Annotated in this window: 13 protein-coding genes; 6 read left to right on the top strand and 7 right to left on the bottom strand. The window is 62.8% G+C overall.

The genetic code is table 11. The features are described 5' to 3' along the window. Positions 1 to 5: 5 nt before the first annotated feature. Entirely contained in the window at positions 6 to 2,009 is a 2,004-nt protein-coding gene (locus tag ACFSNN_RS09160) for an amylo-alpha-1,6-glucosidase (protein ID WP_134461095.1), read from the bottom strand. A 210-nt stretch (positions 2,010 to 2,219) separates the two neighbouring features. Between ACFSNN_RS09160 and ACFSNN_RS09155 the strand changes: the two genes are divergently transcribed. The 3 genes from ACFSNN_RS09155 to ACFSNN_RS09145 all read left to right on the top strand — a co-directional run bounded on the left by ACFSNN_RS09155 (position 2,220) and on the right by ACFSNN_RS09145 (position 5,163). Next, positions 2,220 to 2,534, top strand: coding sequence for a hypothetical protein (locus tag ACFSNN_RS09155; protein ID WP_134461098.1), 315 nt, complete (start codon positions 2,220 to 2,222; stop codon positions 2,532 to 2,534). 59 nt (positions 2,535 to 2,593) lie between these two features. Beyond that, positions 2,594 to 4,747 carry a phosphocholine-specific phospholipase C gene (locus tag ACFSNN_RS09150; protein ID WP_134461101.1) on the top strand — a complete coding sequence of 718 codons (2,154 nt, stop codon included), beginning with the start codon at positions 2,594 to 2,596 and terminating at the stop codon, positions 4,745 to 4,747. A 146-nt stretch (positions 4,748 to 4,893) separates the two neighbouring features. Then, positions 4,894 to 5,163 carry a cupin domain-containing protein gene (locus ACFSNN_RS09145; RefSeq protein ID WP_012428877.1) on the top strand — a complete coding sequence of 90 codons (270 nt, stop codon included), beginning with the start codon at positions 4,894 to 4,896 and terminating at the stop codon, positions 5,161 to 5,163. 22 nt (positions 5,164 to 5,185) lie between these two features. On the opposite strand, the gene ACFSNN_RS09140 is transcribed toward ACFSNN_RS09145, so the two are convergent. Next, the gene (locus tag ACFSNN_RS09140) at positions 5,186 to 6,301 is read right to left on the bottom strand and encodes a succinylglutamate desuccinylase/aspartoacylase family protein (RefSeq protein ID WP_134461104.1); all 1,116 of its coding nucleotides are present in this window, start codon (positions 6,299 to 6,301) and stop codon (positions 5,186 to 5,188) included. A gap of 31 nt (positions 6,302 to 6,332) precedes the next feature. Continuing rightward, a complete protein-coding gene (locus tag ACFSNN_RS09135; RefSeq protein ID WP_134461107.1) occupies positions 6,333 to 7,124 on the bottom strand; it encodes a transporter substrate-binding domain-containing protein in 792 nt (263 codons plus the stop codon). Positions 7,125 to 7,247: 123 nt separating this feature from the next. Here ACFSNN_RS09135 and ACFSNN_RS09130 point away from each other — a divergent pair, with 123 nt between their 5' ends. After that, positions 7,248 to 8,168: a LysR substrate-binding domain-containing protein gene (locus ACFSNN_RS09130; protein ID WP_134461110.1), complete on the top strand. Its 921-nt coding sequence runs from the start codon at positions 7,248 to 7,250 to the stop codon at positions 8,166 to 8,168. A 24-nt stretch (positions 8,169 to 8,192) separates the two neighbouring features. Here the strand turns inward: ACFSNN_RS09130 and lysA are convergent, their stop codons facing one another. After that, positions 8,193 to 9,437 (bottom strand): diaminopimelate decarboxylase, encoded by a 1,245-nt coding sequence (gene lysA, locus ACFSNN_RS09125; RefSeq protein WP_134461113.1) that lies wholly within the window; start codon positions 9,435 to 9,437, stop codon positions 8,193 to 8,195. Between the two features lie 114 nt (positions 9,438 to 9,551). Between lysA and ACFSNN_RS09120 the strand changes: the two genes are divergently transcribed. Both ACFSNN_RS09120 and ACFSNN_RS09115 read left to right on the top strand, forming a co-directional pair. Continuing rightward, complete coding sequence (locus ACFSNN_RS09120; protein WP_134461116.1) at positions 9,552 to 10,481, top strand: LysR family transcriptional regulator; 930 nt, start codon at positions 9,552 to 9,554, stop codon at positions 10,479 to 10,481. Between the two features lie 176 nt (positions 10,482 to 10,657). Continuing rightward, a complete protein-coding gene (locus tag ACFSNN_RS09115; protein WP_134461119.1) occupies positions 10,658 to 11,512 on the top strand; it encodes an oxidoreductase in 855 nt (284 codons plus the stop codon). A gap of 31 nt (positions 11,513 to 11,543) precedes the next feature. Here the strand turns inward: ACFSNN_RS09115 and ACFSNN_RS09110 are convergent, their stop codons facing one another. The 3 genes from ACFSNN_RS09110 to ACFSNN_RS09100 all read right to left on the bottom strand — a co-directional run bounded on the left by ACFSNN_RS09110 (position 11,544) and on the right by ACFSNN_RS09100 (position 15,181). Continuing rightward, the gene (locus tag ACFSNN_RS09110; protein WP_134461122.1) at positions 11,544 to 11,957 is read right to left on the bottom strand and encodes a rubredoxin; all 414 of its coding nucleotides are present in this window, start codon (positions 11,955 to 11,957) and stop codon (positions 11,544 to 11,546) included. Between the two features lie 385 nt (positions 11,958 to 12,342). Then, positions 12,343 to 13,563: an aromatic ring-hydroxylating oxygenase subunit alpha gene (locus ACFSNN_RS09105; protein ID WP_134461124.1), complete on the bottom strand. Its 1,221-nt coding sequence runs from the start codon at positions 13,561 to 13,563 to the stop codon at positions 12,343 to 12,345. Positions 13,564 to 13,729: 166 nt separating this feature from the next. Next, positions 13,730 to 15,181: a glycosyltransferase family 2 protein gene (locus ACFSNN_RS09100; RefSeq protein WP_134461127.1), complete on the bottom strand. Its 1,452-nt coding sequence runs from the start codon at positions 15,179 to 15,181 to the stop codon at positions 13,730 to 13,732. Positions 15,182 to 15,202 lie beyond the last annotated feature (21 nt).

Below are 15,202 nucleotides of genomic sequence, written 5' to 3'. Positions count from 1 at the left end.
GCGGTTTAGGCGCCGGCGGTCGCCAACCCGGCAAGCAGGTGTTCAATGCGCAGCAACTCACCGAGCGACCACGCCTGAAACGGGGTGCCGGCGGGCGCGTGCGGCGCATCGCCGTCCGCGATTTCGGAGAGATGGTCGAGACCGGCGTGGTCGAGATGCGCGTAGAGCGGGTCGAGAAAGCGCGTTTTCGCCTGCATGCGGGCATCCGCCGCGCCGCCGTTGACTCGCAGCCACGCTTCGACGAATGGACCGAGCAGCCACGGCCACACGGTTCCTTGATGATAGGCGCCATCGCGCTCGAGTGGAGACCCGCCGTAGTGTCCGCGATAGGCAGGATCGGACGGCGCGAGCGTCCTCAGTCCTAGCGGCGTGAGCAATTGCGCTTCGACCTGATCGAGCACCGCGCGCGCCGCCGCGCCATCGAGCAATGGAAACGGCAGGCCGCCGAGCGCAAAGATCTGATTGGGCCGGATCGCCCGATCTATCGCGCCTTTAACGTGATCGACGTCCACGTTGTCGAACAGCGCTCGCGTGGACAGATCGACGAAGCGTTCATGAAACGCTTGCAACCCCCGCTCGGCGACCGGCTGCCATTGCGGATTCCACGTTGCTGCAATGCGCAATGCGTTGATCCAAAGTGCTTGCACCTCGACCGGCTTGCCGATGCGCGGCGTGACCACCCAGTCGCCGACCTTCGCATCCATCCACGTGAGTTGCACGCCGGGTGTGCCGGCGCTCAGCAGGCCGTCGTCGGCCGACGCCTGGATGTTGAAGCGCGTGCCCTTCGTATAACCCGTGAGGATCGCTTCACATGCCTGTTGCAGGCGCTGCTGCGTTGCAGCGCTCGCGTGACGCGTGGCCAGATAATCGTGCACGGCGACGATGAACCACAACGACGCGTCGACGGAGTTGTATTCCGGTGTATCGCCATAGTCGGGAAAGCGATTCGGCAACATGCCTTCCGACAACGTGCCCGACCATTCGAGCAGAATCGCTTCGGCGTCGTCGAGGCGGCCCGAGGCAATCAGCAAGCCGCGCATCGCGATGAAGGTGTCGCGGCCCCAGTCGGTGAACCACGGAAAGCCCGCGAGGATCGTGCGGCCTTCGTTGCGCGACACGACGTACGCGTCGGCGGAACGCTGCAAGCGCGAGCCCAGCGCGTCGCGGCGTTGTTGTTCGATGCGCGCGAGTTCTGTTGCGCGGATCGCCGACGCTTTTGCGGTCGTTGGTTGCGTCACGCTCGTCGCGCTCGGCGCGCGTGATGCGTCTGACGCGCTGAGAATCATCACCGCTTCACCATCGGTGAGATTGAAGCTGAACACGCCGGGCGTCGCGAGGTCCTCGCTGAAGTCGAGGCCGCGCTCCCGCTCGCGGACGTAGCAGAAGTTGCGATACCAGTCGGGCGCGTGCGTGTAGACGCCGTTGCTCGCGGCGTGGATCACCGGCAAGTCGCCGTATGGTTGCCAATTTACGCTGGCCTGGTCGTCGCTTGTCTGCGCGTGGAAGTTGAACGCGGCGTTCTCATGGTGCAACGCGTGGTAGTCGCGGCCCGACAGCAGCGGCCTGACTTTCAACGTGAACGCGTTCGTTTCGGAACCGGCTCCCGCACCCTCCTCCAGCCGCCAACGCAAAACCGTTTCCCGAGTCGCTTTGCTGACGAACACGTCGGCAGCCAATACAGCACCAGCACCGATCTGAACGCGCCATGTCGGCCACGGCGTCGTATCGAACGAGACAAGACTCGTGGACAGGTCCGGATAGACAACGTCCGGCACGTATCGCTGCATGCTCAACGGATAACGCGCGCCGTTCGCTTCGAGCCATGCCTCCACGCCGTTCACCAGCACCACACGCCCGCCCGGCGCCCGCGTCGCGGTAAGCAGCAGCGCGTGATAGCGGCGCGTGCGCAGCGTGCCCACGGTGCCTGACGCGAATCCGCCGAAGCCGTCCGCTTCCAGCCATTCGTCTTCGAGACGCGTGATGTCGAAAGGTCGGTCGATGTGTGTCATGAACTCACCGGTTAAGCAAAGCAATCCATCTTTCAGTGCGCCTGAATGTCAGCCATGAGGCGCCGCGGTGACCATTCTCCTACTTATCACTTTCCGCTTCCTTTCGAAAAACCGACTTGTCGACGCAAGTTTTACCACTCGCAAACGTTTCACAATTATTTCTTGAAAGGGTTGGAGACTGCACCCGCTTTCACGAAACTGGACGCAGACATGAGAAGAAACCAACGCCTCGCGAGTGCCGCTTTGGTTGCACTTGCAACTTTAGCGTTGAGCGGTTGCGGTGCAGATGATGCCGCGCCGTCGACAGCCTCATCAACGCCGGCCGTTGCGAACAACGACGCCGCGCCGAATGCGGCTGCCTCTCCCGCGACGCCAATCCTCAACGCATCTTCTCCGCTCGCAGCCGACCCCACAGCGGCCTCCGATCCGATCACGCAGAACATGCAAGCCAGTCTCGCCGCGGACAACCAGCAAGTCGCGCCTGTCATGCATTACGCACCCGGCGACAGCGCCAACAGCAACTAACCCGATTCCACCGGCGCGCGTGGCGCGCTATTCTTCCTCCCCGCAGAAGGTGATATTCGATGACATCAAATAGCCGTCGCCGTTTCCTGCAGACCGTGGCTTCATCCGCCGGCGCTGCTGCCGCGCTGACCGCGCTGCCCGAGTCGATTCGCAATGCGCTCGCCGTGCCCGCGTTTTCGCGCACCGGCACGATCCGCGATGTCGAGCACATCGTCGTGTTCATGCAGGAGAACCGCTCGTTCGACCACTACTTCGGCCACATGCGCGGCGTGCGTGGCTACAACGACCGCTTCCCGATTCCGCTGCCGAACGGCAAGCCGGTGTGGTACCAACCGTCGAAGGAAGATCCGACCCAGCCGGTCCTGCCGTTCCATCTGAATACTGCGACCACCAGTGCGCAATGCGTCGGCGATCTGGATCACTCCTGGTACAAGACTCATGCCGCGATCGACGGCGGCCGCTACGACCAGTGGCCTGCCAACAAGACCGACATGACGATGGGCTATCACCTGCGCAGCGACATTCCGTTCCACTACGCGCTGGCCGATGCGTTCACCATTTGCGACGCGTATTTCTGCTCGTTGCCGGGACCGACACACCCGAACCGCTCGTATCTGATGACCGGCATGGTCGATCCGAGCGGCACGCTGGGCGGTCCGCTGCTCGACAACAACGATTTCGTCGATGGCGACGGTCCGCCGAATTACCAGTTGCTGTCGTGGACCACGTACCCGGAGCGTCTGCAAAACGCGGGCATTTCGTGGCAGGTGTACCAGCAGGGCCTGACCGGCGCCGATCCGTTGAACGGCAACTACGGCACCAACATCCTGCAGAACTTCACGAATTTCATCAACGCGCAGCCGGGTTCGCCGCTGTATGAGCGCGCGCAAACCGTGCGCACCATCGACGACCTGAAGGCCGACGTGCTGGCCAACAAGCTGCCGCAAGTGTCGTGGCTGTGCCCGCCGGCCGCGTACTCGGAACACCCGAGCTATACGCCCGCATACGGCGCGGAGTACACCTCGCAGATTCTGGATGCGTTGACGTCGAATCCCGAAGTGTGGAGCAAGACCGTGCTGTTCATCATGTACGACGAGAACGACGGCTTCTTCGATCACCTCGTGCCGCCGCAACCGGCGACGACCGGCGCGCAAGGCAAGTCGACGGTCAGCACCGAAGGCGAAATTCACAACGTGGTGAATCCGGCGCGCGGCGGCAGCTACACCGCCGACGGCCTGCCGTACGGCCTCGGCCCGCGCGTGCCGATGACGATCGTGTCGCCGTGGAGCAAGGGCGGCTTTGTCTGCTCGCAGGTGTTCGATCACACGTCGGTGATTCGCTTCATCGAAGCGCGCTTTGGCGTGTACGAGCCGAACATCACGGCATGGCGCCGCGCGGTGTGCGGCGATCTGACCACGGCCTTCGACTTCCGCACGCCGGATTCGAAAGTGCCGCCGCTGCCGGACACGAGCAACTACAAGAGCATCGCCGACAACCAGTGCGCGACGCAGCCGAAGCCGACTGTTCCCGCGACGCCGGGCGCCATCGATCCGCAGGAAAGCGGCATTCGTTTCGCGCGTGCGCTGCCGTATGAGTTGCACGTGAACGGCCAGGCCAACGAGAAGAAAAATACGTTCGAGATCTCGATCGGCAACACGGGCGACCAGGGCGCACATTTCTACATGTACGCGACGAATCGCACGGATGGTCCGTGGCGTTACACCGTTGAAGCGGGCAAGTCGATCAACGAGACTTTCGATCTCACCGTGACCAATGGCGTGTACAGCTTCGAAGTGTTCGGGCCGAACGGTTTCGTGCGCAAGTTCGCCGGCAACACGCAGCAGGCGACAGCGCAGAACGCGCAGATCGCCGCAGGCCACGGCAAGAACAAACCGTCCGAGCCGGAAGTGAAGGTGCAATACGACGCCGCAAACGGTAACGTGTTCCTGAAGTTCAGCAACAAGGGCAGCGGCATTGCACGCTTGACGGTGACGGACAACGCGTACGGTGCGCACCCGCGTCCGGTGCTGGTGCCGGCCGGCGCGCATATCGAAGAAGCGTGGGTGCTGGCGTCGAGCCATCACTGGTACGACTTGACGGTGACGAGCAATGACGACGCAAGCTTCTCGCGCCGCGTTGCGGGTCACGTCGAGAATGGGCGGCCGAGCATTAGCGATCCGGCGGCGGTGGCGCCGGTGTTGGTGGCCAATTAAGGGCGCCTCAAAGTGAATGGGCTTCGGTCAACGCAGGCATGCTTGATCGAAGCCCAGCGCCGCTATGTGGTCACGCGAGACGTCCTGCGCGAAACAGCGAATAGCGTTACAGTCAGTGCTCCCCACTTCCTGCCGATGGGCACATCATGGACCGTAACGCATTCACCGAAAGCCTGACGAAAGAAGGCTTCCCCGACGCCGTGGTTGTCACGCGCGAGGCGAACGTCGAGATGGACGTTCATGAGCATCCATTCGAAGCCCGGGCCCTGATCCTGGAAGGCGAACTGAGCATCCGCGTGGATGACGAAGAGCGGGCCTATCGCGTCGGCGACGTCTTCCATTTGCCGGCGAACAAACCGCATTCGGAGCGCTATGGTCCGAACGGCGTAACGTATCTGGTGGGAAGAAAGCAGTAAGGCGCGGCCCGCATAAGGAACATCAAGCCCCCAGCAAAACCCCGGTTCTGAAAGGCCGCGTGCCCGTCACACGACCGAGCGGCGCGCCGGCCGTTACGAAGCGAATCGCGCGGCGCATGTAAAACACGCCTTCGGTTTTGCTGGCGATCGTGGTTGTCTCGTCAGTGAGCGGATCGACGATATCGAACAGCGCTTGTCCGGCGCGAATCATGTCGCCGATCTTCGCGCGGTGAATCAGAATCCCGCTGACAGGTGCGTAAAACTGCTCACTGCCGGCGAGCGGCGTCGCAGGCGACAACAATTCCGGCAGCGGCTTGGCATCGAGTTTGATCGCCTTGCGCCACACAAGATAATCGACGAGCGCGTCCGCATCTTCCTGCGCGACTTCATAGGATACGTCGCGCTGTCCGCGGCATTCCACGGTCACTGCAATCGCACCGTTCGGCACCGGCTTGTCGGGCGGCAACTCCTGCTGCAATTTCCACCACAACAGGCTGTGCGTTTCATCGAACGATTCGCCGCCTGAATTGGTGGCAAGCAACGACGCCTGCGCGCCGAGATAGCGCGACAACGGTTCGAACTCCGGCCACGCAGCCTCGCTGGTGTAGAGATGCATGGCCGCTTCGAGCGAACAATGCAGATCGATAATGACGTCCGCGTCGAACGAGAGCTTCAGCAACGCCAGCTGCAGCGATTCGAACTCGGTCAATGGTTTCTGATCGGCCAATTCTTCGGCAATCAATTGCCGCACCAGCCGCACGTTTTCGGTGGCATCCGAACCCAACGTTTCCTTCGCGCGCGCGACCAGCTTCGAGAACTGCAGAAAGTGACGATTGAAATTCTTCCCACTACCCAGATCGAAACGGCCGAGAAACTGGCCGAGCACGTATTGCCCGAGCCCGACCGGATTCGCCACCGGCACCAGCACGATTTCCGCGTTCAGCGCGCCCTGCTTTTCCAGTTCGAGCAATCGACGTTTGAGCAGAACGGTCGTCAACATCGCAGGGGTTTCATCGGCATGCAGCGACGACTGGATATAAATCTTCTGGCCGCTATTCGCCGGGCCGAAATGAAACGACACCAGTTCGCGGTGCGTGCCGATAGCCGGCGAGAGAAGCGGAATCGATTGCCTGTTCATGAGCGGAAGTCTGTAAAGAGAAGTCGGAAAATCAATTGCCGTACGGATCGAAGTCGAAGTACTTCTTCGCGATCTGCGCGTACGTGCCGTCCTTGAGCATCGAAGCGATTGCCGCGTTAATGGAGGCCTGCACCGCCGTTTCATCCTTACGTAAGCCGATGCCCACGCCGCGATCGCCCATTGAAAGCGGTTCGCCGACGAACGCAAAACCCTTCCCAGCCGGCGTGCGCAGGAAACCGATATCCGCTTCAACCGAGCCGAGCAATGCGCCGTCCAGGCGCCCGTTCTGCAAGTCGGCGAACACTTCGTCCTGACTCTTGTATGCCACCACATGCGCGCCGAGCGGCGCCCAGTTCTTCAGTGCATAGCCCTCGAACTGCGTGCCCGACTGCACGCCGATCTGCTTGCCGGCCAGTGCATTCGTGCCGCCCGCGAGCGCCGAACCTTGTCGCGCGATCAGCCGCGATTTGAACTGGAAGAGTTTCGACGAAAACAGAATCTGCTGCTCGCGCTTCTCCGTGATCGCCATCGATGAAAGGATCGCGTCGATCTTGCGCGCCTGCAGCGCCGGAATCATCCCGGAGAATTCGAGCTCAACCCACTGACAGCGCGCGTGGATGCGCTTGCAGATTTCGTTGCCGAGATCGACGTCGAAGCCTTTAAAGCTGCCGTCGGGCGCCTTGGCGTCCATCGGCGGATAGCTCGGGTCGATACCGAGGCGCAGCGTAGTGGGCTCGACGGCGAACGCGCTGCTGCTGAAGGCCAGCGCGGCGCTCAACGCGGTGCTCAACGCAGCGCCCAGGATTGTCAGCGGAATTTTCATGGGAGGACGGAGTGTGGGTGGGCGGATGACGACGGAGCTATCCTAAGCCGCGTCCGCGCCTCAAAGAAGTCTCGTTCGGACTATCATGATCACTTTTACCGATCACTGAACCGGCGATTCTTCATGGCGTTGACGATCTCCCAGCTTCGCGCGTTCACGGCCGTGGCCGAGCATGGCAGCATCCGCGCGGCTTCGCGGGCGCTCGGCATCGCGCAGAGCGGCATCACGCAGCAGTTGCAGAATCTCGAATCGATGCTCGGTGCGACCCTGTTCACTCGCACGAACCGCGGCATTGCGCTGACGGCCCTCGGCCAGCGGTTATTGCAGCGCGCGGGCGCGATCATCGGCGAATGCGAACGCGCGGAGCAGGAAGTGCAGCAACTGCGCGGCGACTACGTCGGCGAGGTTACGTTCGGCATGACGACCGAGCCGTTGATCGATGCGTTCGCGCCGGTGCTGATGGAATTTCGCACGCGCTTCGAGCGGGTCGCGGTGCACCTGCGCACCGGCACCTCGCGCATGATGATTTCGTGGATTCGCGAAGGCACGCTGGATTTCGCGGTGGCGCTGGTGTCGAAGCACACGGACACCGCCGATCTCTCGGTCACGCCGCTGTATACGTCCGATCCGGTGATCGTCTGCCGTCAGGGGCATCCGGAGGCCGGTGCGACCTCGCTCGCCGAACTGGTCGATTGCACGTGGGTCGCCACGCGCTCGCCGAATCTCACGGACGATCCGCAAACCAACCGCCTGAACCATTTGTTCGAAAGCCATGGCTTGCCGCCGCCGAACATCGTCGCGACGGTGGAAGGCCTGTACGAAACGCTGCATCTGGTGAGCGCGACGGATTGCCTGTCGCTCGAAGCGTCGATCGTGGTGAACCGCGGACCGTTTGCGAGCACGCTCACCGCTATTCCGGTGCGCGAGCGCGCGGTCGAACAGAACGTTTGCCTGCTGCAACGCGCCGCCATTCCGCTTACGCCCGCCGCGCAGGAACTCGCGACCATGATCGCTTCGTACACGCGCACGGTGCGGGCGCGTTGAAGCGGTGTCGCCGCGGCGCTGAAATCAAGCCGCCGTTTCTTCGAGCGCGAGCAACTCGTCGATGGTCTGGCGCCGGCGGATCAGTCGCGGCTTGCCATGATCGAGCAACACCTCGGGCGCAAGCGGGCGGCTGTTGTAGTTCGAGGACATCGACGCGCCATACGCGCCTGCATCGTGAAGCACGATGAAGTCGCCCACTTCAGGCGTATGTATTGAGCGGTTCGTGATGACGCCGCCTTCGGCTTGCGTGAAGACATCGCCGGCTTCGCAAAGCGGCCCGGCCACCGCGAACGAATCGACCGGCGCCTCGCTTAACACGCCGTCGCGCTTCAACACCGTCATCTCATGATGACTGCCGTAAAACGACGGCCGCACGAGGTCGTTGAATCCGGCATCGAGCAAAGCAAACTGCTGCGCGGGGCGTCGATTCAACGCGTGAACTTCCGCGACGAGCACGCCCGATTGCGCAACCAGAAAGCGCCCCGGTTCGACTTCCAGCCTCACGCGATGCCCGACATGCGTTTCGATCTGCTGGCGCGCCGCGTCCCAGAGCCGGAAATAATGCGCGACATCGATCTCAAGCTCGCCTTCGCGGTACGGCACCGACAAGCCACCGCCAGCAGAAATCGCTTCGATATCGTGGCCCAGGCCCTTCACGGTTTCGACCATCGCCTCGCAGACACGCGACAGATGTCCATAGTCGACGCCCGAACCGATATGCATGTGCAACCCGACCAGCTTGAGGCGATGACGCCGGACCAGCTCGACCGCCCGCGGCAGATCGTCGAGCCAGATGCCGTGCTTGCTATGCTCGCCGCCCGTGTTGGTCTTGTTGCTATGCCCATGACCGAAACCCGGATTGATCCGCAGCCACACGCGATGACCTTCGGGCGCATGTCGTGCTATCCGTTCGAGCATATCGAGCGAGCCCGCGTTGACCGTGATGCGATGCTCGATCACGGTGGCGAGGGTCGCGTGATCGATCAGATCGGCGGTGAACACGACGCCTTCTGGATCGCCGTCCGGCGTGAAGCCCGCCGCGAGACTGCGTTTGATTTCGCCCAGAGAGACCGCGTCGACCATCGCCCCTTCGTCGCGCATCAGTTTGAGGATATGCAGATTCGAACAGGCCTTCTGCGCATAGCGGATCACGTCGAAGCTGCGCAATTCGGCAATGCGCCGGCGGATTGTGTCTGCGTCGTAGACCCACAGCGGCGTGCCGTGCTCGTGGGCCAGTTCGACGAGTTGTTGCGGATCGAATGGCGTCATGGTTCCGTCTCTCTTCGTCTCGAAGCGTTGGTGTGAGCGACATGATGCTGAAAACGCGTCATTCAGTAAAATACCAATTCTTGGCAGGCCCATTCACTTCTGATATACGCAATCATGGCGCTCACGCATCGGCATATCGAAGTCTTCCGCGCATTGATGACCGCGGGCAGCGTCACCAAAGCGGCCGAGTTGCTGTTCACCTCGCAGCCCACGGTCAGCCGCGAACTGGCGCGCATGGAGCAGAGCATCGGCTTTGCCCTGTTCGAACGCACGAATGGCCGGCTGCGTCCCACGCTGTCCGCGCTCACCCTGTTCGACGAGATCAAGCGCGCGTACGTCGGGCTCGAACGCGTGGCGTCCACCGCCGCGAGCTTGCGAGAATTTCAGGGCGGGCAACTTTCCGTCATCGCATTGCCCGCGTTTTCACATTCGATCTTGCCGGGCGCGGCGAAGCGCTTTCACGACGCGCAACCGGGCGCGAGTCTGTCGATCGCGACGCAGGAGTCGCCGTTTCTTGAGGAATGGCTGACCGCGCAGCGCTACGATCTCGGCCTCACCGAACATGGCGCGCCGCCGGCGGGTACGCGTCTGACGCCGTTGCTCGAAGTGGATGAAGTGTGCGTGCTGCCCGACGGCCATCCATTGCTCGGCAAGCGTGTGATCGCACTGAAGGATTTCGCTAATCAACCGTTCATCAGCTTGTCGTCGAACGATCCATACCGGATTCAGATCGACGAGACCTTCGCGCAAGCGGGAATCGCGCGCCGCCAGATCGTCGAGACACCTACCGCGGTGTCCGTGTGCAGCTTCGTTCGGCAAGGGCTTGGCCTCGCGATCGTCAATCCGCTGACCGCCCTCGATTTCGTGGGACGCCATCTGCATATCCGGCCGCTCGCCGTGTCGCTGCCGTTTCGCGTGAGTGTGATTCAACCGGAGCATCGTCCGGGTCACCCGCTGGCTGGCGAGTTCGTTGGAGCGCTGCAAAGCGAAGCCGCCGCGCTGCGGCTACAATTGAAATCCCACACCGGACGCAAGCAGCAGTGACGGCGTTTGTTCGCGAATCAACGCGCGCCAGCCATTGCCGACATCCACCACCGAAAAGTCCGGGCACGCTTCAAGCTAAGCACAGCAGCACACCGATTGCGTACGCGAACCGCGCACAGCGCCTTCGCGCCGCATGAGTTTTCACATGTCGTAGACCATCAACAGGAGTTTCCCAAATGATGAATCGAGACAATCCCGTCTGGCTGATCACAGGATGTTCCACCGGCTTTGGCCGCGAATTGGCAAAGCTGGTGCTCGAGCGCGGCTGGCGCGCGGTGGTCACCGCACGCGATCCATCGAAAGTGAAAGATATCGCCGAAGCGCACGGCGATCGCGCACTGGTTCTGCCGCTCGACGTGACGAACCCCAAGCAGATCGACGACGTGGTGACGCAAGCAAAGCAACGTTTCGGCCGCATCGACGCGCTCGTCAACAACGCGGGTTATGGCTATCTGGCGGCGATCGAGGAAGGCGAGGACGACGAAGTCCGCGCCATGTTCGAAACCAACGTGTTCGGTCTGATCGATATCACTAAGGCGGTCTTGCCGATCATGCGCGAGCAGCATAGCGGTTTGATCGTCAACGTGTCGTCGATCGGCGGCATCGCGAGTTTCGCGGCGACCGGCTATTACCACGCCACCAAATACGCCGTGGAAGGTCTATCCGAATCGCTGGCGACGGAGGTGAAACCGCTTGGCATCGACGTGCTGATCGTCGAACCAGGGCCGTTCCGCACGAACTGGGCCGGTCCGTCGATCAAACAATCGGCTACGGTAATCGACGACTACGCGGCCACGGCCGGTGAGCGCCGCAAGCAGACCGAGGCGCGCAGCGGCAAGCAGGCAGGCGACCCGGTACGCGCCGCGCAGGCCATTATCGACGCCGCGCTGTCAGACACACCGCCGCTGCGCTTGCTGCTCGGCAAGATGGCGCTGGAACTGGCGCGTAAGAAGCTGGACTTCATGCGCAGCGATTTCGACGCATGGGAAGCCACCACGGTAGGCGCGGATTTTCCGGAAGGCGCGGGTTGAGCTTCAGGCGTACGTCGTGTGTTGGCCGGGCTTAGAACTCGACCAGCGCGAAATCTTCCTTGCCCACGTCGCAAAGCGGACAGCGCCAGTCGGCCGGCACGTCCGCCCAGCGCGTGCCCGGCGCGATGCCCTCTTCCGGCAAACCTGCGGTTTCGTCGTAGACCCAGCCGCAGATCACGCAGACCCACTGCTTGAAGTCGTCCGCCGAAGCCGCGGGCTCAGCCGCCCGCGGCGCATCGGCCGCGTGCGACGCAGGCGTTTCGTCAAGGCTCACCACCCAAGGCGCGGCGGTGCCCACGCCGGTCTCCGCGAGACGCGCCTGCAGGCTCTCCAGAAGCCGCTGCGCTTCGGCCTGCGTCAGATCGATCCAGTAGGGATCGCCCGCGCCGTCGTTGAGCCGCTCAGAGGAAAACTGGATTTCTACGGCTACGCCCTTCTTGTACATGGCAAATCGGAATTTCGATAAAGCCGGCAACGCGCCCCGCAAGGCGTCTGCCCGGAGGCGTGCCGGCATGGATCGGAAGCGTCGCGCAGAGGCTTCGCGCGGAGATCAGACGAACTGGTTCAGCACGATCGCGGCGATCAGGCCGGCGGCGCCGATGAGGCCCAGCAATTGCAGCAGCGTGAGGGATTTACGGGGAGCAGTAGGAATGTGTTGCGTAGTCACGGGCTATTCTTGAAGATCGGAAAAAGCGAAATGGTACACGGGTCTGCGGCCGGCGCATGTCGAATAGCGCAAACCGCCGTGCATTAGCTGCCATTATCGCTGCTCGATCCTCCTGGATTCCCTACCGTCCGGAGATGGATTAATTCCCCTCGAAAGGGAAAGATCAGCTCTTCGCCAACGGGCTGCCGTGGCGCGAGTCCCAGAAGCGGATTACCGCTGTGTCGCCCGTGCCGGCGCCCACTACCTGGTCCGGCGCGCCGTTTTCGCGCAGCAACGCGCGCAGATCGTTGATGACCGGGAACACCTCGTGGTTCCAGTCCGCGCCTTGCGAATCGTGGGCGCGCTGTTCGGCTTCCACGATCTCGCGGTCTTCCTTGAAAATGCGCTCGGTGAACCACACCAGCAGCGGCCATGCGAGATTCAACACGCCGGGAATGCCCGGCTTGCGAATCGACAGCAGCCCGAATGTGCGGTTGGTGCGCTGCTCGCGATCGAGCGGCACGTAGATGATCCACAGATTCATCACCAGCGTCTGCTCGGACGTGCGGATCTGCAGCGTCTGATACGGATACTCGGTGCGGATCGTCATCACGTCTTTATCGTTGTCGCCGCCGGTTTTACGGCTCTGGCCGAATACGATCGCTTCGCCGATCGGTTGCTGGCCGGCCATGCGCGCGAACGTGTAATCGACTTCGACCCAGCCCTCGCCGCGCCGCCGGCCGAGCGAACGCGCCCGCATCTGCCCCATCTGCTTGCGATGCAGAAACTGATGGTTCATGTCCATCAGGTTCTCGTGCATGAACGAGTAATGACAATTCACCGCGCGGCCGAAGCGGCGCGTCTTGTACTTCGGGTCCGAGACCGACGCGAGATCGGGCAGCGGCCGTTGTTCGGCCAGCGCGGCGTCGCCGGGGAAAACGAAAATCAGGCCTTCGATCTCGCGGCACGGATAAGAGCGCACGCCGTTCGGCAGACGCTCGCGGCCCAGGTACGGTACGTCGATGCACTTGCCCGAGCAGTCGTAAGTCCAGCCGTGATAGCCGCAGCGGATCGATTCTCCATCCACCACGCCCTGATGCAGCGGCACCTGACGATGCGCGCAGCGGTCCTCCAGCGCGAACACCTTGCCGGACTCCGTGCGCGCCAGCACGATCGGATCGCCCGCGAACGTCACACCATGCGTCTTGCCCCGCTTCACCTCGTGCGACCACGCCAGCGGATACCAGTGATCAGGGTGAATACCGACGCGGCGCAGATCGCGCACCGGTGCGTCGTTGGCGGCCTGGCCCGGCGCGTGAGCCGGTTTCTGCGATGCGGCCTGGGCAGGCGACGCATCGACGGTTACATCGACGGTGTCTTGTTCTAGCGGGGGCACAGCATGCATAGGTGGGTCTCCGTGCACGGGCGGATAGAAGGTTGCGCCCTGCAAATTGCGGGCGGCATCGTCGTCAGTCTACTAGAACCCAACGCTGTATGGGTTCGGGGACCGTGCAACCACCTGCTGCGGCGCCTGTGCGGCGCATGCCTGCTTGAGGCGATGGGCCGCCGCGTCAGCTCTCGTCGTGCGCCACCAGTCCCGAGCGGCGCTGCACGCCCCATGACCGGCCGCCGCGCAGGAAATGCAGCCAGCCGAGCGCGGCGCCCACGTGCCGCACCAGCTGAAACGTGAACGGCTCGGCGACCGCCGCGAGCATCGCCATCCACAAACCGGAGCCCGTGCGCTCGCCGGTCCAGCGCCGGTACAGATGAATGCTCCACAAATAGAACGCGAGGTCGATCGCCGTTTTGATCCCGATCACGCTGAAGATCGACACGACGATCGCGCCATGTCCGCCGAACACAAAGGCGAGCAGCAGCGCGAACGCGGTGAGACCGTAGATCGGCTGCATGGTGTCGATCGCCTTGACCGGCAGCATGAGCATGCCGAGCGTGCCGTAGCGCGGATTGCCGGTCATGTCGCGGTTCCAGTACTGCGTCTGCAGAAAGCCCGCGAACCAGCGGCGGCGTTGACGCAGAAAGCTGGCGAGATTGTCCGGCGCATCGGTGCGGGCATGCGCTTCGCCGACCACGCGCACGTCCCAGCCGAGGTCGTGGTCAACCGAATAGCGGCGCAGCCGGTGAATCAGCTCGTAGTCTTCGACCAGACACTGCGGATCGAAGCCGCCCACGTCGACCAGCGCGTCGCGCTTGAACGAAGCGAAGGCGCCGGAAATCAGCAGCAGGCTGTCCGCACGCATCCATGCGAAACGGGCGATGAAGTTGCGCATGTACTCGTAAGTCTGGAACCACTGGAACACGCGCCCCGACACCGACTTGCCGCACACCGGCACCAGAATGCCCGCTGCGGCGACCAACTTCGGCTCGCTCGCGAAAGCGGCGCGCATGGCGTAGGTGGCGTCGTCGTCGAGCAGGGTGTCGGCGTCGACCGTCATGACGGTTTCGGTGGTCATCACGGTGATTGCCGCATTCAGCGCGCGGGCCTTGCCGCCGTGCGGCACACGCAGCCAAAACAGATTGGGATACAGCGTGCTCGGCGCGCTCAGCACGCCGTCGGCGGCCGCGGTGAGGCCGAAGCGTTCGGTGAGAAGTTCGCGCGTTGCATCGGTGGAACCGTCGTCGGCAATCACGATTTGCGCCGGCCCATGCGTTTGCCGCAGCAGTGCGGCGATCGTTACCGGCAGCACCGTCGCTTCGTTATGCGACGCGACGATCACGCCCATGCTCGGCAAGCTGCGCCGCTCGAAGTCCGGCTCGAGCGCCGGCGCACGCCGCATCAACGGCAGTGTTTTCCACGTGACGAACGCCAGCAGCAAAGTGTCGTACACCACGTACGCGATACCCGTCGACCATGCCAGCGCGCCCTGCAGAAAAAAGGCGCGCGCGAACAGCAGCAGCCACAGTACGACCACACTCAGATGAATCAGCGTGCTCAACGGCGTCGTGCGGCGCGGCACGATGCGCGGCGAAGCGAGAGCGAGAGCCTGTTCCAGGGTTTTCTTCAAAATGACTGCCGGGTTTGTCGA

This window comes from Paraburkholderia dipogonis (genome assembly GCF_042680985.1).
Classification (GTDB): Bacteria; Pseudomonadota; Gammaproteobacteria; order Burkholderiales; family Burkholderiaceae; genus Paraburkholderia; species Paraburkholderia phytofirmans.
The sequence above is the reverse complement of the archived record's forward strand: the minus strand, read 5'-3'. Positions and strand labels throughout refer to the sequence as shown.

Excerpts from the sequence above, each read along its gene's own strand:
- ACFSNN_RS09160 (WP_134461095.1), bottom strand. The coding sequence starts at position 2,009 with ATGACACACATCGACCGACCTTTCGACATCACGCGTCTCGAAGACGAA.
- ACFSNN_RS09155 (WP_134461098.1), top strand. The coding sequence starts at position 2,220 with ATGAGAAGAAACCAACGCCTCGCGAGTGCCGCTTTGGTTGCACTTGCA.
- ACFSNN_RS09150 (WP_134461101.1), top strand. The coding sequence starts at position 2,594 with ATGACATCAAATAGCCGTCGCCGTTTCCTGCAGACCGTGGCTTCATCC.
- ACFSNN_RS09145 (WP_012428877.1), top strand. The coding sequence starts at position 4,894 with ATGGACCGTAACGCATTCACCGAAAGCCTGACGAAAGAAGGCTTCCCC.
- ACFSNN_RS09140 (WP_134461104.1), bottom strand. The coding sequence starts at position 6,301 with ATGAACAGGCAATCGATTCCGCTTCTCTCGCCGGCTATCGGCACGCAC.
- ACFSNN_RS09135 (WP_134461107.1), bottom strand. The coding sequence starts at position 7,124 with ATGAAAATTCCGCTGACAATCCTGGGCGCTGCGTTGAGCACCGCGTTG.
- ACFSNN_RS09130 (WP_134461110.1), top strand. The coding sequence starts at position 7,248 with ATGGCGTTGACGATCTCCCAGCTTCGCGCGTTCACGGCCGTGGCCGAG.
- lysA (WP_134461113.1), bottom strand. The coding sequence starts at position 9,437 with ATGACGCCATTCGATCCGCAACAACTCGTCGAACTGGCCCACGAGCAC.
- ACFSNN_RS09120 (WP_134461116.1), top strand. The coding sequence starts at position 9,552 with ATGGCGCTCACGCATCGGCATATCGAAGTCTTCCGCGCATTGATGACC.
- ACFSNN_RS09115 (WP_134461119.1), top strand. The coding sequence starts at position 10,658 with ATGATGAATCGAGACAATCCCGTCTGGCTGATCACAGGATGTTCCACC.
- ACFSNN_RS09110 (WP_134461122.1), bottom strand. The coding sequence starts at position 11,957 with ATGTACAAGAAGGGCGTAGCCGTAGAAATCCAGTTTTCCTCTGAGCGG.
- ACFSNN_RS09105 (WP_134461124.1), bottom strand. The coding sequence starts at position 13,563 with ATGCATGCTGTGCCCCCGCTAGAACAAGACACCGTCGATGTAACCGTC.